Source organism: Segatella copri, from assembly GCF_009494835.1.
Lineage (GTDB): Bacteria > Bacteroidota > Bacteroidia > Bacteroidales > Bacteroidaceae > Prevotella > Prevotella copri_F.
The window spans coordinates 129,253-153,889 of record NZ_VZBE01000071.1 but is presented as its reverse complement, the minus strand read 5'-3'; the positions used below and the strand labels follow the sequence as shown (position 1 = coordinate 153,889).

Below are 24,637 nucleotides of genomic sequence, written 5' to 3'. Positions count from 1 at the left end.
GAAAAGAAAATGAAGAAATTCAAATATCTATATTTGTTGCTCTTGGGCATAGTCTGCGGATTGGCTTTCTCGGCTTGCTCTTACGAAGACGATGATTACGATGAGCCTAGCTTCAAGGTTCTCAACCCAGAGCTTTCATTTGACGGTACTGGCGGAGTGCAGACCATCAATGTTCAGGCAGATGCTCAGCCTACAGCTTCCGTGATAGAAGGTGCCGACTGGTGCTCTGTTGCTTATAAGGATCAGGCTGCCGGCACATACAATTTCGATGTAACCGTAGCCGCTTCTCAGGAAGATGAAGTAACTACTGCTACCGTTCGCATCATCCAGGGCTATAGCCGTAAGGATGTTACGATTACCCGTGCCAAGAAGGGGGCTGTTGTTACTCCTGATGTACCACCAGCTGATATGAACAAGACTGCCATGGAGGTGGCTCAGTTGATGTATCCAGGTTGGAACCTCGGTAACACCCTGGAAGGTGGCGACAGCAAGAATCTCTGGAAGAATGCCGGTATCGAAACAGAGACAGTCTGGCAGAATGCCAAGACCACTCAGGCTTTGATTGATGCAGTGAAGGCTGCTGGTTTCAAGAGTGTCCGTATTCCTTGTTCTTGGGTGATGGGACATATTACTGATGCTGAAAAATGCACCATCGACCCTGCTTGGATGAAGCGAGTAAAGGAAGTGGTTGATTACTGTATCAAGGATGGTCTCTATGTTATCATCAACCAGCATTGGGATGGTGGATGGATAGAGCACAATGGTATGACAGCCAATGCAGACATCAAGACTACCAAGGCTCAGCTCACTAAAATATGGACTCAGATTGCCGATAATTTCAAGACATATGATGAGCATCTTCTCTTTGCCGGCATGAATGAGCCAGGTGTAGGAGCAGGTGAAGGTGATATCATTGGTGTGGCTGATATGAGTAACCGTATTGCTGAGTATGAGCAGACTTTCATTGAGGCGGTTCGTGCCACAGGTGGCAACAATGCCAAGCGAGTTCTGATAGTTCAGGGCCCTAATACCGATATCGATAAATTCGTAGCCAACAACTACATGTCTAAGATTAAGGATTCTGCTACCGACCGACTGATGGTAGAGGTTCACTTCTATGATCCATATAATTTTACCGATCTGAGTGAAGACAAGGATTGGGGCAAGTATTGCCTCTATTGGGGCAAGAACAACACCAATGGTTCTGAGGCTGGTCGTACAGCTGATGCTAAATACAATGAGGATTATGTAGAGGCTCAGATGAAGAAGATGAAGACCAACTTCTTCGACATGGGTTATCCAGTGTTGATTGGTGAGTTTGGTGCCAACCAGCGTCTGGCCATCGGTAAGGATGCTGTTCATGATGCATCAGTTAAGGACTATTACAAGGCTGTTGTAACTAGTGCTATCAATAATGGTTGTGTTCCAATGGCTTGGGATACAAATAGTAATTATCCTAGCATGACTATCTTCAACCGTGCTGGTGCAAGTGTTAGCAATACTAATATGCTTGAGAGTATCCAGGCTGCTGTTGCTGCAGCAAAGTGGCCTGCTAAATAAAAAACGAGATATTAAGTCTTTAGGTTTGATATAAAGTAGGTGTGGGCGCATATCAGGGGAATCTTTCTCTGATGTGCGTCCTTTTTTTGTGTAAATATCGTACATCCTAACATAATATACCTATCCTTTTATCAAAAATATACATTCACGCTACAGTTTTTTCGCTATCTTTGCAACATGATAACTTCAAAACCCGATAATACGTTAGATTGATATATGAAGAAGATAGTTATGATTATATGGGCTGCCGCTCATTTCGCTTGGGCTGGCGCACAGGTTAAACCAGTGGATGGTCGTATCTCGAAAATGAAACTCACGGCTACCGAACTGGCTCACTATATGGCTCCAGGAGTCAACCTGGGTAATACGATGGAGGCGTGCGACTGGAATGATGTCTTTACCAATCTGGCAGGACTGAAGTCAGAAACTTCATGGCAGAATGATAAGACTACTGAGAGCTATATCCGGAGTTTGAAACAGCAGGGATTCAACAGTCTTCGCATCCCTATATCCTGGGTGGCTGGACATCTTACGGATAAGGAGAATATGACCATAGATCCTGTCTGGATGAAACGAATCAAGGAAATCGTAAACTATGGTCTCAATGCCGGTCTCTGTGTCATCATCAACGAACACTGGGATGGCGGATGGATGGAGCATGATGCCTTTACCTGTGGGGCGAATGTGACAGAATATAAGGAGATGTTCCGCAAGCTGTGGACGAATATAGCAAAGGAATTCAAGACGTATGACCAGCGGGTTCTCTTTGCTGCCCTCAACGAACCGGGAGTGGGAGGTGCCAGTCCGCAGGTTCAAGGCGACATGCTGGCTCCTGATAGTAAGGAGTTTGCCGACCGTCTCCTGGCATACGAACAGGTGTTTATCGATGCCGTCCGTGCTACCGGTGGTAATAATGCCAGCCGTGTGCTCATCGTACAGACTCCAAAGACCGAGATTGATTTGGCTGCCAAGGATTCTTACGACATCACCCGTCTGAAGGATAAGGTGAAGAACCGTCTGATGGCAGAGGTTCATTTCTACGATCCTTATATATTTACCTTGATGGACAAAGATGCCGATTGGGGCAAGGTGGCTCTTTATTGGAAAGGATATGCGCCAGCCGATGACCAGGGACGAACAGTAAACACCATCTGGTATAATAATAAGAACGTGGATGCCTACCAGCATATCACCAATCAGGTGATGAAGATGAAACAGAAGTTTGTGGATCTGGGCTATCCAGTAGTCATCGGTGAATATGGTGCCAACCGTAAGGATGCCTCTCTCTTCGGTGGTAATCAGGAGAAGCATAATGAGAGTATGATGGCATGGTATGGTGCTGTGACTGCCGAAATGATGAAGGCAGGTCTTATCCCGTATGTCTGGGATATCAATGTGCAGCCTCTTCCCCACATGACCATCTTCGACAGAAAGAAGCAGGTGGTTTCCGACTCCTATATATTTAAAGGTGTGATGCAGGGAGCAGCCGAAGGGATGGAAGATTACCTGAAAATCTATCCGAAACCTTAGAAAAATAGAGAAAAAGCAATAATAAATAAGCATAGTTTAGATTTATATGTAGAAAGGGCAAAAAAGTATCATGCTTTTTTGCCCTTATTTAGTATCTTTGCAACCGAAAATGAATCTTTAAACTGTAAACTTAATAAATAAATGAAGAAGATATTTGTTTTATTGATGATGGCATTGGCTACATGCAATATCTCTGCGAAGTCAAACTTTGTGCAGGTAAAGGACGGACATTTCGTTCGCGACGGAAAACCTTATTATTATGTAGGTACCAATTTCTGGTATGGTGCCATCCTCGGTTCAGAAGGACAGGGCGGCAACCGTGAGCGTCTCTGTAGGGAACTCGATAAGATGAAGGAGATGGGCATTGATAATCTCCGCATCCTGATGGGCTCTGATGGAAAGCGAGGAGTGAAGACCAAGGTTGAGCCGACGCTGCAGGAAGCTCCGGGCGTTTATAATGATACGATTCTTGCCGGTCTCGACTATCTGCTGATGGAGATGGGCAAACGCAAGATGCTGGCCGTGCTCTATCTGAACAATTCCTGGGAATGGAGTGGCGGTTATGGCTATTACCTGGAGCAGGCAGGTTTGGGTCAGGCTCCCCGTCCTAACGAAGATGGATATCCTGCCTTCATGAACTTCGTCGCCAAATATGCATCCTGCGAAAAGGCGCATCAGCTATTCTATGATTATGTGAAATTCATACTTACGAGAACCAACAGATATACAAAGAAGAAGTATAAAGATGACCCGGCCATCATGTCATGGCAGATAGGTAATGAGCCTCGTGCTTTCAGCAAAGAGCAGTTGCCTGCTTTCGAAAAATGGTTGGGTGAAGCGAGCAAGCTGATCCGTTCGCTCGATAAGAATCATCTGATTTCTATCGGTAGCGAAGGTAAATGGGGATGTGAAGGAGAACTGAACTGTTGGGAACGGATTTGTGCCGACAAGAATGTAGATTATTGCAACATTCATCTTTGGCCATACAACTGGAGTTGGGCGAGAAAAGACCATTTGCAGGAAGATTTGGGAATCTCCTGCAAGAACACAAAGGAGTATATTGATGAACATCTTGAGGTATGCGGACGTATCAGGAAGCCATTGGTGATGGAGGAGTTCGGCTATCCTCGTGATGGTTTCTCTTTTTCAACTTCTTCTACAACAGAAGCACGTGATGGATATTATAAGTATGTGTTCAGTCTTGTTGGCGACAATGCTGCATCTGGCGGTTACTTTGCCGGTTGCAACTTCTGGGGATGGGGCGGTTTTGCCAATCCTAAGCATGAGCAGTGGCAGGTAGGTGATGACTACACCGGTGATCCTGCTCAGGAAGCGCAAGGTCTGAACTCCGTTTTTTCTACCGATAAATCTACATTGGATGTAGTAAAGACGCAGGTAGACAGAATGAAGAAGATTGGTAAGTTATAAGTTTAGTGAAATTGTTAGTTGTTTTAGGAGGGTGTGCCATCAGTTCATGGTGCACCCTTTTTTTTCTGTTTATTGTATTTTTTTTCGATTTTGTTGCTATATCTGCCACTCGTGTTGTAACACTCTGATTATGAGAGAATAATGGGTGGCAAAAAGCGATATTTTTATTGTCACCTATTGCCACCTGTTGTCTCTCCTATTGGTAAGCGATTCCGCTTACCGATGCTCCCGAAATTACGTCCCGACGTAGCATTTGCTGCGTCCCGACGTAATAACAGACGCGTCGCGACGCAGCAACAGATACGTCGCGATGTAATTTCAGATACATCCTGCCCAGAATCAAGTAGGCCTCACTTGAAACGAGGGAACTATAGGAATATTAGCTATAAAAATAGTTTATTTTATACTTTGATAAAATAGTATCATTATTAGATAATAAAGTATCATTTGTTTCGCTACTTTTGTTGTAACTTTGCATCGACAAGAACCAATAAACGTGTTGATTCTAAAAACAATATTTAAACCTATAAAAAATTTTTAAGAGCTTATGAAAAAGTTATTTACTCTCGTGTGTGGCGTATTATTTGCTATGTTTGCTAACGCAGCTACTCTTGATATTGGAGAGCCAAACAACAATGTGAAGGATGGTGAAACAGTTTGGTATGATGCAACGACCAAAATTATTACATTCCACGAAAATTGGAGCTATCGCCCAGGATGGTGGCTTGGCAGTAAGGATTGCTCTGATTACGATGATTTCGTGTTAGAGATTGAAAATTCTGATAAGGTTAATGTTCAGGTTGTTGTAGAATATGATGCCAAAGGTGATGATGATAAAACAATTTGCTCAACTGCAATGGGTACCGACAATAAGATTACTGTTCCACTGAATGCTGATCATAAGAACGTTGTTCGCCAGATTTATTTGCAGTGTGTAGATGGAGCTCCTAAGACTGTCACTTTCAAGAGTGCTTATTTCCAAAATGCGGTTAAGCAGACTGAGGTTGAATTGACATTGGTTGAAGGTCATACTATTTTGGCTTCAGAATTTGACAAATATGCTGATGATACAAAGGTGAAACTAAGCTTCGAGAATACGACAGATCCTTATGCATCTCGCAATGGTTGGGGTATTGGTGGATTTGCCAATTCTGATAATTGGAGTCCAACCTATGAATTGAAGGCAGCTGATGGTAAGAATTTTGATATCTTTGTTACTGTTGGTGATTTCAAGAAGGCTGCAAAAAATGGTACAGATGCTTATGTTGATGGTGAATATCATAAGGGTGGTGTAACTTTCAATATCTATAATAATTGCAAGTTAGCTCACGCTTATGTATTATTGGAAGACAATACTCCAACTAATATATCAAATGCGCTTGTAGCTCCAGCTGCTAAGAATGCTCCGGTTTATAACCTTGCAGGTCAGCAGGTGGGTGCATCTTATAAGGGTGTAGTAATCAAGAACGGTAAAAAGTATGTTCAGAAATAGTATAGAGTTATATTTTTAGTTTGTTGAAAAGAAAAGAGAGGGTATGTGAATGCCCTCTCTTTTTGATTTTATCCGTTTCGAACATTGATTAATGTTCAAGATATAGTCCGTTTAGTTTTTCCAGGAAAACACAAACTTCATCATTTATCATTTCCATGAAACCATGAGTCTTCTTGTTCGATACACCAGGATATGGAGTATAGTAATGCTCCTCAATCGGTTCTCCCTGGTTTCTGCCAAACATCAGGTAAGCTATGTGATGCTGCTTGAGTACTGTAAGCAATGTCTCTGAAAAAATACTGGAATCACCGATAGATTCTACTCCTGTTGTCAGTCCGAAGGCATTGTTGTGGTCTTGGGCAAAAGGCAGAGTCTGCTTCACAATCTCCTTGATGCTCTTCTGGTAGAGTGGGAGGTCGATGGCATTTTTGCTTTGCAGATATGTCACGTTGATCACATCAATCTTGTTGTCCGGATAGCGATCCATCAGATTCTTGCCCGGCTGGTAGGTTTCAGAATAACTATAAACTACATTCGTTACATCCTCGTCATCCAAGAGATTCTGTATCTTCTTATAAAGACTGATATAGTCGTCTTTGCTGAGTTTACAGTACCATGTCTTACCGTCTACAGGAAGAAGATTGAGTACTACAGGTGCTTTGATACCATAACCATCTTGCAGTGTATCAAGATATTTGGCAACCTGTTTGGTATATTCCTCCAGCATATCATCATTGCCGTTATAATCAGGCATTGTCCAGTTCATGATGAGTAAGCCTCCCTTACGAAAGTGTTTCAGCACATCTTCCCTGATAGCCTTGAACGGAACGCCGTCTATGTTCTGTGATTTTCCATTTTCAATACCAGCCAACTCATATCCATTTGCAGCCGGTCTGTAACCGCAGAGAGTTTTCAAGTCGCATCGGTCGCTGTCACATTGCCAGCGGTTCCAGCCTATTCCGGTTAAGGTTCCATACATCTGGCCTATCAGCGTACCTTTGTTGGCATACGCCTTGATGTTGGTTTTCAGATTCTCTGTGCGGGTTGTGAGACCGCTCATGGCAATCTCGTCATACGATTTCTTTTTCTTCTCACCGCATGAAGAGAAAGCCAGGAGGGCCGCGAACATCAATATAATATATTTGATTCTCATAATTTGTTATTCATTATAAGCCTTTTTCATTGCTTCCACTACTGTAGGGAGTGTCCACTGAGGAACCGTTCTGTCTTTTTCGCTGAAGATGCTCATCCAGTAGAAGGTCGCTACGCCGTATGCCTTTGCCTGCTTCACGATGTCGGCAGCCTGGTCGGCAGCAGCCTGAATCTCGCTGGCAGAACTGGTTTTGCTGACACTCTTGCTTCCGTGAGTACCGTATTCACCGATGATGCAAGGAATGCCCTTGCTGATGAACTTCTTGTTCAGGCGGGTGAACATATCAGCGATTTCCTTGCTGCAGGAAGCATCCCACTTGCCTTTCTGGGCAAACCAGTCCCATGGAGCATAGGTGTGAACTTCTACTGCGATATGACCATCCACCTTGTCGGTAGGGATGGCGAGGTTGTTCAATACGTCGTCACCATTAGCTGCAGCATAGGTATTGATGATGAGGTTGCGGGTCTCGTTGTTGCCACCGGTAGCACGTACTGCATTCACAAAGCTCTGGGCATATCCGTTCAGCCCCTTGTAGCTGCTAGCATTCTTTGGCGCATTCCAGGTGTTGTCAGCATCTAGCATCTCGTTGTAGCCTTCGAAGAGCAGGTGCTGGTCGTAGTTCTTGAAACGGGTGGCAATCTGAGTCCAGAGACTCTCGAATTTCTCCTTGTTCTCCTTATAGTTGGCTTCATCAGCCTTGATCCAGTGCTTCACATCCTTATCGTCTGCACCTGTATCATGGTGAACATTCAGGATGCAGTACATACCATTATCAATCACGTAATCAACGATTTCCTGTATTCTGTTCATCCATGCCTCATCCACGGTTCCGTCTGCCTTCATGTGCTGGAACCAGGTAACGGGGATGCGGACGGAATTAAAACCGTTCTTCTTCAGGAAATCTACCATCGGTTTGGTCGTTGGCTCCTGTCCCCAAGCTTTCTCGAAATCAGTAACAGAATTGCTGTTCATGTTCATCCACATGGCTACCACATCTGTGCAGTTGCCGAAATTGGTACCGATGCCCATGTTCTTCACAGCATCCACAGCACTTTCCTCTACATAGTTTGCGTTCAGGTTCACCTGGTCGCGGGTAATCACGTTCTTGCTGTTCATGGCTGCCTTCCACCAGTCGTTGGATGGCATGTTGCTTCCATACCAAGGCATGAAGAAACTCCATTTTGCACCGGCGTTCCATGCTTCGTCAATACCTGCTGTAGCTGTATTGTTGTTGGCATCAGTTCCGCACTCAGCCAGAGCGATGAGTTTACCAGGATAGCGTGCCTGAATCTCCTTGAACTCCTGTGCCTGCTTGGTTGCATTATAACCATAGAGGTCGCGGCCGATGATATCTACATACTTGTCGCCAGGATACCAGTCGGCATCATTGTTATAGGTATTGGCATCGCCATTGTAATTCTGTGTAGTCCAAGCCCATATCAGGTTGTGGATGCCTTTAGTCTGGAAGTAATCGAACATGGTCTGCCAAAGCTTCTTGTAGGTTTCAGCACCATCATATCCCCACCAGAACCAGGACTTACCCCAGCTGGCACCTGATTTCAGACCGGCATTGCCGGCAGCTTCGTGGAAAGGACGCCAAACGGCAACAACGCCTGCATCCTGCAACTTCTGCAGAACTTCCACCACCTTGTCCATCTCCTGATAGAACCATTTGTTCTCCCAAGAGCCTGCAGTAAATACATTGGCAGCCTTGAAGGAAGTTTCGGATGGGGCGCAGGTTACACCGCTTCCGTCTATTCCCGGAACAGTGCTTTCTGTCTTAGGCACATTGAAATGCCACATCAGTGATACCAATCCACCCTGGTCAGCCCAGTTGGTGACAGGGGTGATGTCGTTGTAGTTAATCCATCCGTTGGAACCCTGCTTAGGTACGAAGATGTGGATGAAATCATAGCAGTTAATGGCAGGATACTTGCCTGTTGCTTTATAAATTTTATCTGCTTCCTGGGTGTTCCAGTTGACGTTGGCGATGACCGAAGAGATGGTCTTGCTACCATAATTCAGCTGCAGATATTTGTAGAGACGCTTGGTCTTTTCAGTAGCTGAAGGGTCGGCGAGATTTACATCGTCCACTTCGCTTTCGTGATAGATAGAGAAGGAGATATTGTTGATGTCGTTGATGTCGTAGATTTCGAAAGCACCATAGTCTTCCAGACCCGTCATCACGAATCCCACTTTACCATCTGCAGAGTGTGTGATTTTAGAAACTGGAGCCTTTCCATCTGCTGTCAGATCCCATGCTTCTGTCTTTCCATTCTTGAGGTTGATGGTCAATTTGTCTCCTTTCGTTTGTGCCAAGGCTGTGAATGAAATCATTACTGCCAGGAGTGAGAGTAATAGTTTTTTCATTGTCTTGCTACTTTTAAGGATTTGTTATTGATTTTGATAATATAGATACCATGTGTCAATTCACTGAGATTGATGATGGTCTTGTCGCCAGCTGTGATAGGAGAGAGTTTGATGTTCTTCCCATCCAGTGCGAAGGCGCTTACCTTGTTGTTGGTACCATCCACGATGATGCGGTCACCTTCGAAGGCAAACTTGTTGTTGGTTTCTACCTGCTTGATGCCTGTTGTTGTACCATAAGTGAAGGTGGAAACCTTCCATAGTTCGTAACTGGCAGTAGTAGCTGTAGATTTTACAGTCATCTTATCATCTCCGAAGGTTACTTCCGGTAGAGTGCTCAGTGCAAACTCTATCTTGCTACCATCGTTGAATGAAACAAACAGCGACTTGCCGTCGGCAGCTTTGGCTGAGATGCAACTGAGAGCTACCAGTAAGGATAATGCTATTTTCTTCATATCGGGTTAATGTTTTGGTTAAAATCAAAAATGTGGCGCAGTTGATATAACTACGCCACAAATTTACGAATTATATTTCACATAAATGCGTTTTTTATGTTAAATATTTCTATCTTATGGGAGGATGGCAATCTTAGTTACATTCTTCAAGTCGCCCTGGAGAATGAAGGCTGTATCGCTCCAACCGTCTGAGATGCTGTTTACTGCTTCCATCATGGCTGCATCGAATACCTTCACAATGCAATCCTTGTTGCCATCCCAGTCTGCTGGAGAATCAATGGCACCCCAGTTGGCGTTGTTGATCTGAATCTGACCGGTAGCTCCTGCTTCTTTATAGAAGAGCATCTTGGAACCTACTTTGACACCCAACTTGATGAGGTCTGCCTTCATGATGCGGAAACGACCGGTGTCATCCCAAGTGAAGTTGTATGGATACTTGATGGCGCTGTTGTCCATGTTGGTTGTGATAGTAGCGATATCCTTTTCTGCAGGAACCACCTTGAACTCAGGACCTTCAATCTTGTTGCCGTCTGGGTCTTCCATCACGATCTTGTAGGTACCAACTTCTGCATTGGCAGGAACCTGGCATACAATCTCTGTGTTGGTGCGAGATGTATAGCGGTTTACCTTATAAGAACCGATATAGAGGTTCTGGATGTTCTGGAAGTTCTTACCTGTAATAGTGATGGTTGAACCTGCGATAGCCTCACCAGGAGCGATGGAAGCAATAGCTGGATCTGTTGCTGCCTTGATGCTCAATTGACCATCGATGTTGACAGTAGTACCATTCTTCAGGTTGAGCTTGAAGCCTGAACCGGCGCAGGCAGTAGGAACTGTTACTGCGATGGCATTGGCTGTACCCTTGAAGTCTGTTACGGTCTGCTCAACATCGCCAGGGAAGGTGACGCTCTTCACGAGGTCGAGATCTGTACCCTTGATGATGGTCTTCTCGCCAGCTGTGATGGCTGCAGGAGCGCAAGCGGTAACGGTTGGCTTAACCAATGTATAGGCTACTGTTACAGTCTTGCCATTATCAAGACTCAAAGTGATGTCGCCTTCCTGTGCATCCTCTGGTACTGTAGAAGTAACCTTTGTTGTCTCAACCTTGTTAAGTTTAGATTCCTTGGCATTAGGGAATGCGATACCTGTAATCAGATCCATATCCTTACCGCTGATAGTTATCTCTTCACCATTCTTGATAGGGGAAGGAGTTGCAACGAGCTGACTAGGAACTACGGTCGTAATCTCACCGAAAGGAATTCTTATACCGCTTTTTGTTACAGCTGTAATTTCACCGTCTGCTACCTTTGAAGAGATAACGAAGGTAATCTCAGAAGCTGTTTGTGACTTGAAGTCAGCTGCTTCTACGGTTGCACCATTCAACTCAATACTTGCAATCTGGTCAAGTGAAGTACCTCTGAGGACCTCTGTTTCACCAGCCTTGATGAGAGACTTACCGATAGCATTGTTTGCATCGATTTCAGGAGCATTGATACTTAAAGCACCTTCAGAATACATATAGTTGTTTCCATCGCTAATCTGGAATCTGCCTTCTCCTGCTTCTGCTGGGATAACCAACTGAATCTGATAGCGTGTCTGAGATTTAAAACTCTCGGCATCCATAGTGTAGCCATTAGCAAAAATAACAGATGTAATGTTGTTGAGGTAATCGCCTTCGAGGGTGAGGACGTCTCCAACATTTCCTACCAGGTTTTCCTTGTTTTCACCTACGTAGAAACCTGTGAATTTCAAATTCTCAATGTATGTGATTGGGGTAAGTGTCTTGATTTCACCATTCTTGGCGGTCTTCAATGTAACAATACCCGGTTCACATTTTTCTGCAGGAACTTCAATATTGATTTCTGAGTTTTTTCCTGATGTAATAACATTAATGCTGGTAATAGCTTCTGCACCAGGAAGATCTATTTCTGTAATCTGGTCAAGATTGGCTCCCTTGAAAGTAAGGACACCCCCACGGAGTACAGGGTTTGGACCGTATGATAATACAGATATTTCATTGCCATACTGGTCGGTGTTCAAGTCATCACGGTCGCATGATGTGAACGCAAATGTACTGCATATCAGTAGCAGAACCAACCAGAGGAAAGATTTATTATGTCTTTTCATAATGATTGACGTTTATTGTTTTTGTTTGTTTGCAGTGCTGGCAGTTGGATGACTGCCAGCATCAGCAAATTTTATTCATTGATAGGGCAAACACGAATGTTATCAACGCAAATTGTTGGTGAGCATTCTACAGTAGCCTCTTTGTATGGTCCTGTATAGAGGAACATGGTCATACCTGTGAGATTCTCAAACTTCAAACCACCCAATTTGTTTCCATATCTGTCGTATGCAAATTCTGATAATGGAATAGAAACAGTCTGCCAGTTTCCTGAAGTGCTGAATGTGTTGTTGGTTGCTCCATACCATGGAGTCCAAAGTGCACGTGGAAACTTGTCATCTGCAAGATAGTTGTTGTTGCCTGTTGAGTATGTTACCTGGTCGTTACCGGTAAAATATACCTGTAATGACAAGCCTGTCCAATCATTAGGAATGTTAACCTCAAACTTCACTTGCATGTTGTCAACATCATCCCATTTCATCAGCGAGTTCAACTCAGGATAACCTGCAGCCGGCTCTGGCCAGTAGTTGAATGAGTATTCATCTTCAGCCCATGAATCGAAATTAACGGTCTTGCCTCCTAAGTAGTAGTAATTTCCGTCAAGAGGCTGAACTCCTTCAACATCATTCCTCATACGGTTACCATTTTGAATTCCATCACGCCAGCCATGACCTGTTGCTATTGCGTCATCTCCGTCATTATCCCAGTCGAAGAGTATGCAGCGGTCGTCACGGAAATAGAACTTAGACTTACCTTTTCCATACATGCTTTCTACTGTGACAAATCCTTTCTGTGCACCTTCTGGTACCACAAAAGTAACGGCACTCTTGGAAATGCTCTTGAAATCTGTAACATCTACGTTGCCTGGGAATGTGATTTTAAGATGAGCATTCTCGTAATCCAGCAGGTAGTCACCTTTCAGGGTTACGGTTTCGCCATCTTTTGCAAACTCATTGCTCAATGATGTTACCACCGGTTCTGGTACGAGCGTCTTGAAGTCATATTCAGTACACTCACCATCCTTGTTGTACATGTAGATCTTATTGGTAGGATTGTCAGTAAGAGTCTTTGGTACATCTACAATCAAGGTATGGTCTGTAATCATACTTGTATTCAAAATGGCTTGCTGGTCGTTGAAAAGCATTTTTGTTATACTTCTCAAGTTGTTACCGACCAGGCAGATACTTGTACCCATGTATGCTCCAGTTAACATGGAATCTTTCTTGGTTACATCGCACAGGCGAACGTAATCAATAGAAGGAGTTCCACCAGCTATTTCATATTTGTCAGGCTCATCCACACAACTTGTGATACTGAGACCTGTAAAAGCTGTAGCTCCAAGAAGCATGATACTTAATATTTTATTATTTAGCTTCATAATTGTTCTGTTTTTGAGGTTTCTTATATTAATAAGTAAACTGAGAAATGTCAACATGCTGTGGTGCCTCCAGCAAATGAGGGTTCATGGTTGCATCTTCTGTAGGGAATGGGATGGTAAAACTGCTCATCTGAACGTTCTGATGCTTACCAGGATCATCATTGTATCTTACATCGCTGTTCAAGTTCCAAGGACCATCATAGCTACCCTTGTTGTACCATGTCTCATAGAGCGCATTCAGACCATAATACTCATTTCTCTTCTGTGCGTTCAACTCAGCAATTGTTGCATCAGGATCGAAGTAGTATCTGCGTACGTAATCATACCAGCGATCGCCCTCAAGTGCTAACTCCAATCTGCGCTCCTTCCATACATCTTCGAAACTGATAGATGTTGGGCGTTCGTATGTAGATACCGCACGGTTGCGAACTTTGTAGAATGCATCAATGGCAGATGCATCTGTTGTTGAGCCTGCATTACCAATCTTGGCTTCTGCATAGATGAGATAAACATCTGCAAGACGTAACAGCTGAGTATAGTTACCATAAGCCATCACATCAAAGTCGCAGCCTATATGCAAGTTATGGTCGGCTTTATCACCAACAAGATGCTTGGCACATTGTGCTCCTGTTGGACTCTGGAGTTCTCCGTTACCTTGGTGCTTCTCGTATCCTTTATATACGTGCTTCAGGAAATCGAAACCGCCACAGTCTGTGTAGAAATAGTCGTATTTATCACCAGCCATAATCATGGTAGCCTTACGGCGGATGTCGGTGTTGTTTCTAGTCTGGCTTGTTGGATTATCTCCGAAAGCTTCTATCAGGTCTACTGATGGACCAGCCCATCCTCCCCAGTTGTTACCTGTTTCATCGAAACCCGAAATAGCGAGGTCACTTTGAAGTGAGTTTTGAGATGTCCAAGGGTCACGTGTGGCACGCCAGTGCCATGCGATGAGTGATTCAGGACCTTTGTATGCGCTGTAGAACATTGCTGGGAAATTGGCTGCAGGTTCCAAACTTCTGCCACTATTGTCTATAACATCCTTTGCATATTTGGCAGCGTTGTCAAGATCTTCCTGGTTGCGCTGGTGATTGGTGGTCTTGATGTATGCCACACTTCCCTGTTCGTAAGTTGTAGTTGCTGGATCGAAACCAGACTTTGTCAGGTAAACCTTGGCAAGCAAGCCTTCTGCGCTGTATTTGTCAATACGTCCAAGACCTGTAGGATCTTTTTCCGGTAACAGTTCAATGGCTTTTTTCAAGGTCATGATGATGTAATCGTATACATCCTCTATGTTGGCCTTATACTGGTCATTGTATGTACCGGCACCGATAATGTCTGTGTTGTTATGGATGATTGGCACTGCACCGAATGTACGTACAAGATAGAAGTATGCCATAGCTTTCCATGTCAGGCATTCTCCCATACATGCACTCTTAACGCTTGCGCTTGCGTTGGCACCTTTCAGTTTATCATAAATGGTGTTGGCGTAGGCATTTACTGTCCAAAGTGAATAAGACATATCTTTCAGGTTGGCATTGTTGGCAGATACGTTACAGTTCCAGTATTGAGTATCTTCACTTCCCCACCAATAATAGTTTCCTGACATAACTTCACCAACTTTGAAGAAACCTCTTTGGAAATCATACCATGGCATACTGTACAGAGAATTGGCGCCTTGATAGCACTCTGCATCACCATTATAGAACGTGTCTGCATTGTAGTTGGAATTGTCTGGCTGATCCAGAAAGTCCCCGCAAGAAGACAAGCTGAGACCCAAGACGAATGCGCAAACGGCCGTTTTATATATATTGTATTTTTTCATAATTGTTTATTCTTTTGTTATTTAATTAGAAAGCAAGGTTGATACCGAAAGAATATATCGTTGGTGAAGGATAACGTCCGTTATCTACACCGAAGCTGTATCCCTGTGAATCGGATGTACTTGCACCTACTTCTGGATCATAACCGTCGTAACCGGTAATAGTGAAGAGGTTCTGTATATTTGCATATACTCTCAAACTCTCAATATGAAGGTATCTTGCATACTTTTTAGGCAATGTATAACCTAAAGTGATATTCTTCATTCTCAAGTATGATCCATCTTCAACATATCTGTCACTGATAACGCTAGAGTTTCCGGCTGGGTCACCGATAGCAAGACGTGGAATGTTGGTTCCTGCGTTTACTACATAGATGTTGTCTACGTCATCATACCAGTTGTATACGGTATTGGCATTGTTGCCTTTATAACCATTACTGTAGTCCTTGTTCGGATCAATTGGAGCCAGTACGGCATGATTCTTGACACTTGCACTCTGGTTTACCCAGGCATTGTTCATCTTGCTCATGCTGATATTCAGGTAGTTCATAACCTTGTTTCCTACAGAACCGCTGACGAACAATGTCAGGTCGAAGTCCTTATAACGGAATGTGTTGGTCCAACCAAATGTATATTTAGGCTGTGGATTACCGATGTAAGTCTTGTCGTAATCGTCGATAACTCCATCAGGCTTTCCGTCAGGACCTGAAATATCCTTAAACTTGATATCGCCTGGCCATACGGTTGTTCCCTTATTCAGGGCTCCTTCCTTGTAGCTCTTAGGCTTAGGAGAGTTTTTGATATCTTCAAAATCCTTGTATACGCCATCGGTCTGATATCCCCAGAATTGATAGAGAGGTTTGCCGATGTTACTTACACAGACCACGTCGTTCCACTGGCCATAGCCAATGATGTTGGCATTGGTTGTGCCGCTGAGACCTACCAGTTTGTTCTTGTTCCAAGAAATGTTGAACTCTGTATCCCAAGAGAAGTTCTTGTTAGCAATAGGATGAGCGTTTACTGCCAACTCGAAACCGGTGTTCTTGATCTTACCGTAGTTACCCCAAGGTGCATTAAGACGTGAAGAATCATTGCCTTGAGTACCCATATATGAAGGCAACTGTAAAGGCATCAGCATATCGTTGGAAACCTTGTTGTACCAGTCGAGAGTGAAACCAATCTTATCATTGAAGAGTCCAAGATCGAGACCGATATTGGTCTGTTCCTGAGTTTCCCACTTGATAGAAGTGTTTGGAATGTTGGTAGGACGGTATGCTACGCTTGTTTGACCAACAAGGAACTTGGTTACGGTAGTACCCCATTTGTAAGCACCGATATTGGCATTACCAGTCTGACCCCAGCCAATACGAATCTTACCATTGCTCAACCATTTACCTGCGATGCTCTTGATAAACTTCTCGTTAGAGAAACGCCAGCTTGCTGCGAATGAGTGGAATGAAGCCCAACGGTTTTCAGGACCGAAGTTAGAACTTCCGTCACGACGGAATGTATATGTTGCTAAATAACGGTCATCGTAGTTGTATGTCTCACGTGTAAAGAATGATGACATTGTTGTAACACCGAAACCAGACTTGATACTAGGAGTGCTGGAACCCAAAGATGGCAAATGGATTGTATTGTTTGGCAAATTAGAGTTTGCCTGATAGGTATAATCCCAGTCACTACGCCAAGTTTCCTGACCCAGCATGGCTGTGAAAGAATGCTTTTTGATACTTCCATAATAAGTAATGTAGTTTTTAAACTGCCAATACTTGCTTGTATTCTTCTGCCAACTTGCTGAGTTTGTGTCCTGGTTCCAGTTGCCTAAGTGCATAGTAGGTGTAAAGACCTCTGCATCACTCCATGACAAGTCGTAACCCAACTCTGTATGCCAGGTGAGGTTCTTTATAGGAGTAATGTCTGCAAAAATGTTACCGGTCAGCTTGTTGCGCTTCATGGTGATATCCTTGCTCAATGCCTGTGCAATAGGGTTTGGTGAAGACCAGCCGTCACGTACTACAGATGTATAGTTTCCGTCTACGTCATAGATTGCAATATCTGGAGGTGTAGTCAATGCGTATGTAATAACACCTTCTGTACCATCAGCATGGAGCAGGCGCTCCTTGGTTCTTGTGTATGTAGTATTCATACCTATCTTGAACCATTTCTTCAGTTGGGCGTCCAGATTGGCACGTACGTTCAAACGCTTGAAGTTAGAACCGATGATAGTACCATCCTGATCCATCATACCGCCACTAACATAGTACTTAACCTTCTCTGTACCACCTTGTGCAGCAACCTGATGCTGGTGCTGGAAAGCTGTGCGGAATACAGCGTCCTGCCAGTTGGTTCCTCGACCCAAGATAGATGGGTCTGAGAAATCAGGACGTGCCTGATCCTGTGAAATCCATCCGTTGTTTACAAAATCATTATAATATTCTGAGAATTCACGAAGATTCAGAATGTCAATACGCTTTCCCTGGTATTGCCATGCTGCCATGCCGTCGTATGTAAATTTTGCTTCTCCAATCTTACCCCGTTTGGTTGTGATAAGTACAACACCATTTGCACCCTGGGCACCATAGATGGCTGTAGCAGAAGCATCCTTCAGAATTTCCATACTGACGATATCGGCTGGGTTGATAGTTGACATTGGTGATACGGTAGAAACAGAACCGTTTCCTAAGGCATCTCCCAAACCTAATGAACCGCCGCTTGAACCGCCGCCCTGGAAGATGACACCATCAATGACATAAAGTGGTTCTGCACCGGCATTGATGGTTGACTGTCCGCGAACTCGGATTGAGGTAGAAGAACCTGGAGCACCTGAAGTCGCTACAGATGTAACACCGGCAACGCGACCTTGGAAACTCTGGTCTAAGTTTGTGATAATAGAACCTTTGATTTGGTCTTCTCCCATGGAAACAGAAGCTCCTGAGATATCGCTCTTCTTCATGGTACCATAACCTACAACTACCACCTCGTCAAGACTGTTGTTGTCTTCTACCAAAGTGATGTCGTACTTGCTTTGGCCTCCTACTTTGAAAGTTTTGGTAACATAGCCTACGTAAGTTACCTCTACAGTCTGTCCGGCAGCTACATTTAGTGTGTAGTTACCATCAAAGTCTGTCACTGCGGCATTTTTTGTGCCTTTCACTTTTACTGTTGCACCGATGATAGGACCCATTGCATCGGATACGTTACCAGTAATCTTCTTGGTCTGTTGCACAGCCTGATTCGTTGTGATCTGGGCTGCGAAAGTTTGCTGAGGGGAGATGCCGAGAAGACTCAGGGCAGCTACACTAGCAAGCAACTTTTCTCTACTTTTAAAGTTCATACAATTTTTGTTAGTTGGTTAAAACAGTTGGGCTCTTTCACTTATATGATCGATACGGGAAAGAATCCAAAACGGATTAGTGCTCTCTGATTATTCCTTCGTCATCTTTTTCTGATGAGAAGGAAGGGCTAGAGGCTAGCTCTAGGTTGCATTTACTTTTTCCATTGTTGTGATTATATTTATTTGTTTTATATTGTTTATTCTAAACCTTTAGGCTATTTTGTAAATCTGCTGCAAAGATAGCTATTTTTTGCAAAATAGCTTGTACATATTTTGCTGATTACTAATACTTTTCTGCTTTAGTGAAAATAAAATGTAATTTTCGTCATATTTATTAAAGATTAAGTGTTAGCGTTACAATTTATTTACTTGATGGTTGATTTATATTGATTATTCTATTATTTATCTATTATATATAAGGTACGCGTACATTATTTATTATATAAATTGTCATAACCTTTTGTGCTTTGTTAATTGGTCTTTGGTTGTTTTCGGTCAATTCTTGAGTTGAAAAGAGTGTGTATTTTGTTGTTTTCTTTGCTTTTTCTGACTTGATGTGCATCAATTCTTATTTCTTTTTTCAGATATTTCCAAATATTTTTCTGCCTTTGCAACAAAGTATGTTTATTCAGCAAAATAATACACGGATATATCGGAAATTATGTCTAACTTTGCAACCGTAAAACAGAATGTTTAACTAACAAGATTACCAACGACAATATGAATCATCGTATAGCAAATGTTTTTAGGTTAATAATTATAGGTGTTCTGATGAGTGTGCTGGGGACTTCAAGCCTCAGCGCACAAATCAGAGGAAACAACATCGTGGTAACGGTAACTCCTGACCATCAGGACTGGGATTATCGGGTAGGCGAGAAGGCTAATTTCACGGTGAATGTGAGAAAGAGCGGTACGCTACTCAACCAGGTGAAGGTAGATTATGAAGCCGGACCGGCAATGTTTCCGGAGGTGAAGAAAAGTACCACTCTCAAGGACGGAACCATGAAATGGTGCGGCAGTCTGAACAGACCGGGCTTCTACCGCCTCAAGGTTATCGCTCATGTTGATGGCAAGGATTACGAGGGACTTTGCACGGCAGGTTTCTCTCCTGAGAAGATTCAGCCTTTCGCACAGGAACCTAAGGATTTCGATGCTTTCTGGAAGAAGGCACTGGATGAGGCAAGACAGAATGACCTCAATCCTACCAAGGTGCTTCTGCCTGAGCGTTGTACCAAGGATAAGAATGTATATGAAATCAGTTATAACAACAACCGATGGGGCTCTAAGATGTATGGCATCCTGAGTGTCCCGGTAAAAGAAGGTAAGTATCCGGCTTTGCTCCGTGTACCTGGTGCGGGTGTACGCCCTTATGCCGGCGATACTTATACGGCTCCTGCTGAATGCATCGTACTGGAAATCGGTATTCATGGTGTTCCTGTTACCATGCAGCAGAAGATTTATGATGATCTTGCCAACGGCGAACTGAATGGTTACTGGGATACCAATCTCGAGAATCCTTATCGCAATGCTTACAGACGGGTAGTAACCGGTGCTGTCCGTGGTGTGGATTATATCGCTTCTCTCCCTGAGTGGAACGGAAAGACTATCGGTGTAACGGGTTCATCACAGGGTGGATTCCTTTCCATCGCTGTGGCAGCTCTCGATAAGCGAATCACATTCCTGGCTCCTGTTCATGATGCCATGTGTGATTATGAAGCTGAGATTCACGGAGTTGCAGGCGGATGGCCTCACTATTTCTATAAGGAAGACAAGGCACAGGGGGCTGCATGGAAAGAGCAGAAACTTACAGATTTGGAAAAGGCAAGACTCGAAGGTGCACGCTATTATGATGGCGTCAACTTCGCCCGTCGTATCACTGTTCCTGGCTGGTACAGTTTCGGTTATAATGATGAGGTGGTTCCGCCAACATCGTCTTACGGACTTTATAATTCGGTAAAAGCGCCAAAGACATTGAGTCTGTACCAGATGACCGGTCATTACTGGTATCAGGAGCAGTGGGATGAATGGCAGGCTTGGATTATTCAGCAATTAAAGAAATAGATATATGATAGGAAAAAGAATTTTGATTGGTGCAGCTTGCCTCATGGCGATGCAAGGAGCAATGGCACAGGTTGATGGCGTTACGGGCGCATCAGTCCAGACTGCCAATACTTCCTGCTGCAAGGGTAAAAAGCAATGTAGCAATACTCCGGCAGAGCAACTGAAGGTTAGACTGCAGAAATTACAGAACAAGGGAATCATGCTCGGTCATCAGGATGATCCGGTGTATGGTACTACTTGGAAATGGGATGAAGGAAAGAGCGATGTATTCCTCACTACAGGTGATTATCCTGCCGTGATGGGCTTTGATCTCGGTAAGCTAGAGCTCGACAGCAAGGAAAATCTTGATGGAGTGTCTTTCGATCGTATGCGAAAAGAAATCATTGCCCAAAATGAGAGAGGAGGCATCGTTACTTTGAGTTGGCATCCTTGGAATCCGGTTACTGGCGAGAATGCCTGGGATCCGAAAGGTGATGCTGTAGCTGCAGTCCTGGATGGAGGCGCCCAGCAACAGAAGTTCGACGGATGGCTCAAGAAGGTTTCCGATTTCATCCTTTCTTTGAAGACAAACGATGGTAAACTGGTTCCTGTCATCTTCCGACCATGGCATGAAATGAATGGCGGATGGTTCTGGTGGGGAGCTAGCAGTTGCACACCTGTACAATATAACCAATTATACGTAAAAACCCTAAATATACTTACTAAAGCAGGGTGCAATAACATCGTTTGGGCTTGGTCACCAAATCTCAGCGACGAGAAGACAGTAGAAAAATTCCTGGAGCGATTCCCGGGAGAAAAGTATGTGGATATGCTGGGTGTTGACGTCTACGAGTTCGACAACAGCGATGCCAACTATCAGCAGAACCTTGCTGCTACGCTCGATGTGCTGATGGAGGCAGCCAAGAAGGTGGGTAAGATTCCTGCCCTCACCGAAACGGGTTGCAGGGGTATCTCCAGCAAGAAGGATTGGTTTACCCAAACCCTTTGGCCTGTACTTCAGAAGTATCAGTTGAGTTATGTACTCTTCTGGCGTAATGCCTGGGACAAACCTCAGGAAGAGGCTTACCTCCCTGGAGTCGGTGACGGTGCCATCGTCGAGGACTTCAAGAAATTCAAGAAGGAAAAGAAAGTCCTCTTTGCCAAAGAGGTTTTAAAGGTTAAATAAATGTTGAATGTTGAATGTTGAATTGGCATTAGTCCAATGTGCATTTTATACTCAACATTCAACATTCAACATTCAACATTAATATAAAACAAAATATGACTACATTTCAAGACAAAGTGAAAGCACTTCGCACTCATCATGAGGAATTGTTGAGCCGCAAGAATGAACCCATAGAGTGGGGAAATGGTATCTACGAAAAGTATAAGAACCCAATCCTCACCGCAGAACATACACCATTGGAGTGGCGTTACGACTTCGATGAGAAGAGCAACCCTTATCTCATGCAGCGCATCATGATGAATGCTACCCTCAATTCGGGTGCCATCAAGTGGAATGGTAAGTATCTCCTCGTTGTTCGTGTTGAGGGTGCTGACCGCAAGAGTTTCTTTGCCGTAGCAGAGAGTCCTAATGGTGTTGACAACTTCCGTTTCTGGGATGAGCCTATCACCATGCCGGAGGATGTTGTTCCTGCTACCAACATCTATGATATGCGACTTACAGCTCATGAGGATGGCTACATCTATGGCGTGTTCTGTGCTGAGCGTCATGATGATGATCAGCCTGGCGACCTCAGTGCTGCTACTGCTACTGCAGCCATTGCCCGTACCAAGGACCTGGTAAACTGGGAGCGTCTTCCTGATCTGAAGACCAAGAGCCAGCAGCGCAATGTGGTTCTCCATCCGGAGTTCGTTGATGGCAAGTATGCTTTCTATACCCGTCCACAGGATGGTTTCATCGATACAGGTTCTGGTGGTGGTATCGGTTGGGCACTGGTTGATGATATCACTCATGCCGAAATCAAGGAAGAGAAGATCATCAATGCCCGTCACTATCATACCATCCAGGAGGTGAAGAACGGTGAGGGTCCTCATCCTATCAAGACTGATAAGGGCTGGTTGCATCTGGCTCACGGTGTTCGTGGCTGTGCCAGCGGTCTCCGCTATGTGCTCTATATGTACATGACTTCTCTTGAGGATCCTACAAAGGTGATTGCAGAACCAGGTGGATATCTCCTCGTACCGGAAGGTCCTGAGTATATCGGTGATGTAATGAACGTAGTCTTTGCCAATGGTTGGATTGCAGATGAGGATGGCAAGGTATTCATCTACTACGCTTCTTCTGATACCCGCATGCATGTGGCAACTTCTACCATCGACCGATTGGTAGATTACTGCATGAATACACCAAAGGATGATTATCGTACTCAGTTCTCTGTAGAGAAGATCAAGGCTTTGGTAGCAAAAAATAAACAGACTTTAAGTAAATAAGTTTCAGGTATTAAGATTGTAGGGATTCGTACTCCTCATCCGTATTATTGAATATGGATAAGGGGCGAATCCCTTTTTTAGTAACATTCAACATTCAACATTCAACACTCAACATTCAACATTAAAAATAAAAACAATGGCTCGTTTAAAAGAAAAAATAGCTTATGCATTGGGTGATGCCGCTGCGGGTGGTATTGTATGGAAGGTGATGTCTATCGCTTTTCCTCTGTTTTTTACAAATGTCTTCGGACTCTCGTTTGCGGATGCGGCAGTACTGATGCTCGTAGCCCGCATGTTCGATGTGGTTACTGACCCACTGATGGGTACTCTTGCCGACCGTACCCAGAGCCGTTTCGGTACCTACCGTCCTTGGCTCATCTATGGTGCCATTCCTTTCGGATTGATATTCGCCCTCTTGCTCTATACACCAGACTTCGGTCCTGTGGGCAAGCGAATCTATGCTTACGCCCTCTATCTGCTGATGATGGCGGTATATACCATGGTGAATGTGCCTTACGGCTCATTGCTCGGTGTGATGACCGAGGATGATGATGAGAAGAACCAGTTCTCTTCTTTCCGTATGGTGGGTGCTTATGCCATGGGATTCGTCACCCTGCTTTCTTTCCCTTATCTCCAGAAGATGGTAGGTGGAACAGCCGCACATCAGTATGCTGTCATTGGTGCCGTGCTCGGTATTATTGCTGCTGTGATGACATTGGCTTGCGGACTTCTTACCAAGGAACGTATGAAGCCGAAGCGCGCTGAGAAGTTCTCTTTCCAGCAGTTTGCCGACCTCGTTCACAACAAGGCTTGGCTCTATATGACAGCCATCGCCGTGTGTACCAACTTCTTCAACGGATTCCGCTATGCCGTTGCCGGCTATATGTTCGATTACTGTCTGCATGGCAATGTAACCATCGAGGGATTGATTATCAACTATACCGTTTTCATGGCGTTTGGTGAAGTAACTTGTATGATTTTCGGTGGTGTATCTCCTTGGTTCACCCGTCTGGTAGGCAGCAAGCGCATGGCATTCTTCTGGGCTGCAACACTCTGTCTGGTTCTCTCGGTTGTCTTCTTCTTCATCCCGATGAATCCGTCGTATATCTGGGTGATGATAGCCATCGTTATCCTTACCTCTATGGGTATCGGTATCTATTCGCCATTGATGTGGTCTATGTATGCCGATGTAGCCGACTATCATACCGAGCATTTCGGAACATCAGCTACAGGTCTTATCTTCTCTTCCGGTACGATGAGCCAGAAGTTTGGTACCGCCATTTCCGGTTCTCTCATCGCCCTCTTCCTGGGCTGGGCAGGTGCCAACATGATAACAGATAAGATGGGTAATACGATGATCGACCCAGCCAGTGTTACCGACTCTGTGCTTACGATGGTATGGTCACTGTTCTCTCTCTTCCCAGCTGTCATCGCCTTCCTGCTGATGGTGCTGTCTTGGAAGTTCCCTATCCGCAAATAACTGTTTTAACATAACT

15 protein-coding genes are annotated in these 24,637 nt (G+C 44.2%); 8 read left to right on the top strand and 7 right to left on the bottom strand.

Annotated features, from left to right (window positions below; genetic code table 11):
• The first annotated feature begins 9 nt into the window (after positions 1–9).
• The 4 genes from F7D47_RS10525 to F7D47_RS10510 all read left to right on the top strand — a co-directional run bounded on the left by F7D47_RS10525 (position 10) and on the right by F7D47_RS10510 (position 6,010).
• A complete protein-coding gene (locus F7D47_RS10525; RefSeq protein ID WP_153085012.1) occupies positions 10–1,560 on the top strand; it encodes a cellulase family glycosylhydrolase in 1,551 nt (516 codons plus the stop codon).
• Between the two features lie 216 nt (positions 1,561–1,776).
• Positions 1,777–3,090, top strand: coding sequence for a glycoside hydrolase family 5 protein (locus F7D47_RS10520; protein ID WP_153085011.1), 1,314 nt, complete (start codon positions 1,777–1,779; stop codon positions 3,088–3,090).
• A gap of 141 nt (positions 3,091–3,231) precedes the next feature.
• Complete coding sequence (locus F7D47_RS10515) at positions 3,232–4,518, top strand: glycoside hydrolase 5 family protein (RefSeq protein ID WP_153085010.1); 1,287 nt, start codon at positions 3,232–3,234, stop codon at positions 4,516–4,518.
• A 547-nt stretch (positions 4,519–5,065) separates the two neighbouring features.
• Positions 5,066–6,010 (top strand): hypothetical protein, encoded by a 945-nt coding sequence (locus F7D47_RS10510; protein WP_153085009.1) that lies wholly within the window; start codon positions 5,066–5,068, stop codon positions 6,008–6,010.
• Positions 6,011–6,098: 88 nt separating this feature from the next.
• On the opposite strand, the gene F7D47_RS10505 is transcribed toward F7D47_RS10510, so the two are convergent.
• The 7 genes from F7D47_RS10505 to F7D47_RS10475 form a co-directional block, all read right to left on the bottom strand.
• Positions 6,099–7,163, bottom strand: a complete 1,065-nt coding sequence (locus F7D47_RS10505) for a hypothetical protein (protein ID WP_153085008.1) — start codon at positions 7,161–7,163, stop codon at positions 6,099–6,101.
• A 6-nt stretch (positions 7,164–7,169) separates the two neighbouring features.
• Positions 7,170–9,533, bottom strand: a complete 2,364-nt coding sequence (locus F7D47_RS10500) for a cellulase family glycosylhydrolase (RefSeq protein WP_153085007.1) — start codon at positions 9,531–9,533, stop codon at positions 7,170–7,172.
• Positions 9,530–9,985 carry a T9SS C-terminal target domain-containing protein gene (locus F7D47_RS10495; protein WP_153085006.1) on the bottom strand — a complete coding sequence of 152 codons (456 nt, stop codon included), beginning with the start codon at positions 9,983–9,985 and terminating at the stop codon, positions 9,530–9,532. The genes F7D47_RS10500 and F7D47_RS10495 overlap by 4 nt, the downstream gene beginning before the upstream one ends.
• 114 nt (positions 9,986–10,099) lie before the next feature.
• A complete protein-coding gene (locus tag F7D47_RS10490) occupies positions 10,100–12,112 on the bottom strand; it encodes an IPT/TIG domain-containing protein (RefSeq protein ID WP_153085005.1) in 2,013 nt (670 codons plus the stop codon).
• Positions 12,113–12,183: 71 nt separating this feature from the next.
• Positions 12,184–13,488 carry a glycan-binding surface protein gene (locus F7D47_RS10485; protein WP_228112388.1) on the bottom strand — a complete coding sequence of 435 codons (1,305 nt, stop codon included), beginning with the start codon at positions 13,486–13,488 and terminating at the stop codon, positions 12,184–12,186.
• A gap of 28 nt (positions 13,489–13,516) precedes the next feature.
• Entirely contained in the window at positions 13,517–15,313 is a 1,797-nt protein-coding gene (locus F7D47_RS10480; protein ID WP_117587940.1) for a RagB/SusD family nutrient uptake outer membrane protein, read from the bottom strand.
• A gap of 25 nt (positions 15,314–15,338) precedes the next feature.
• Complete coding sequence (locus F7D47_RS10475) at positions 15,339–18,647, bottom strand: SusC/RagA family TonB-linked outer membrane protein (RefSeq protein WP_153095723.1); 3,309 nt, start codon at positions 18,645–18,647, stop codon at positions 15,339–15,341.
• A gap of 771 nt (positions 18,648–19,418) precedes the next feature.
• Between F7D47_RS10475 and F7D47_RS10470 the strand changes: the two genes are divergently transcribed.
• From F7D47_RS10470 to F7D47_RS10455, 4 genes are all read left to right on the top strand, one after another.
• Entirely contained in the window at positions 19,419–20,708 is a 1,290-nt protein-coding gene (locus F7D47_RS10470; RefSeq protein ID WP_153085822.1) for an acetylxylan esterase, read from the top strand.
• Between the two features lie 4 nt (positions 20,709–20,712).
• Positions 20,713–21,873, top strand: a complete 1,161-nt coding sequence (locus F7D47_RS10465; protein ID WP_228112461.1) for a glycoside hydrolase family 26 protein — start codon at positions 20,713–20,715, stop codon at positions 21,871–21,873.
• A 95-nt stretch (positions 21,874–21,968) separates the two neighbouring features.
• Positions 21,969–23,141, top strand: coding sequence for a glycoside hydrolase family 130 protein (locus F7D47_RS10460; RefSeq protein ID WP_153085808.1), 1,173 nt, complete (start codon positions 21,969–21,971; stop codon positions 23,139–23,141).
• A 136-nt stretch (positions 23,142–23,277) separates the two neighbouring features.
• Positions 23,278–24,621: an MFS transporter gene (locus F7D47_RS10455; RefSeq protein WP_153085806.1), complete on the top strand. Its 1,344-nt coding sequence runs from the start codon at positions 23,278–23,280 to the stop codon at positions 24,619–24,621.
• The last annotated feature ends 16 nt before the right edge of the window (positions 24,622–24,637 follow it).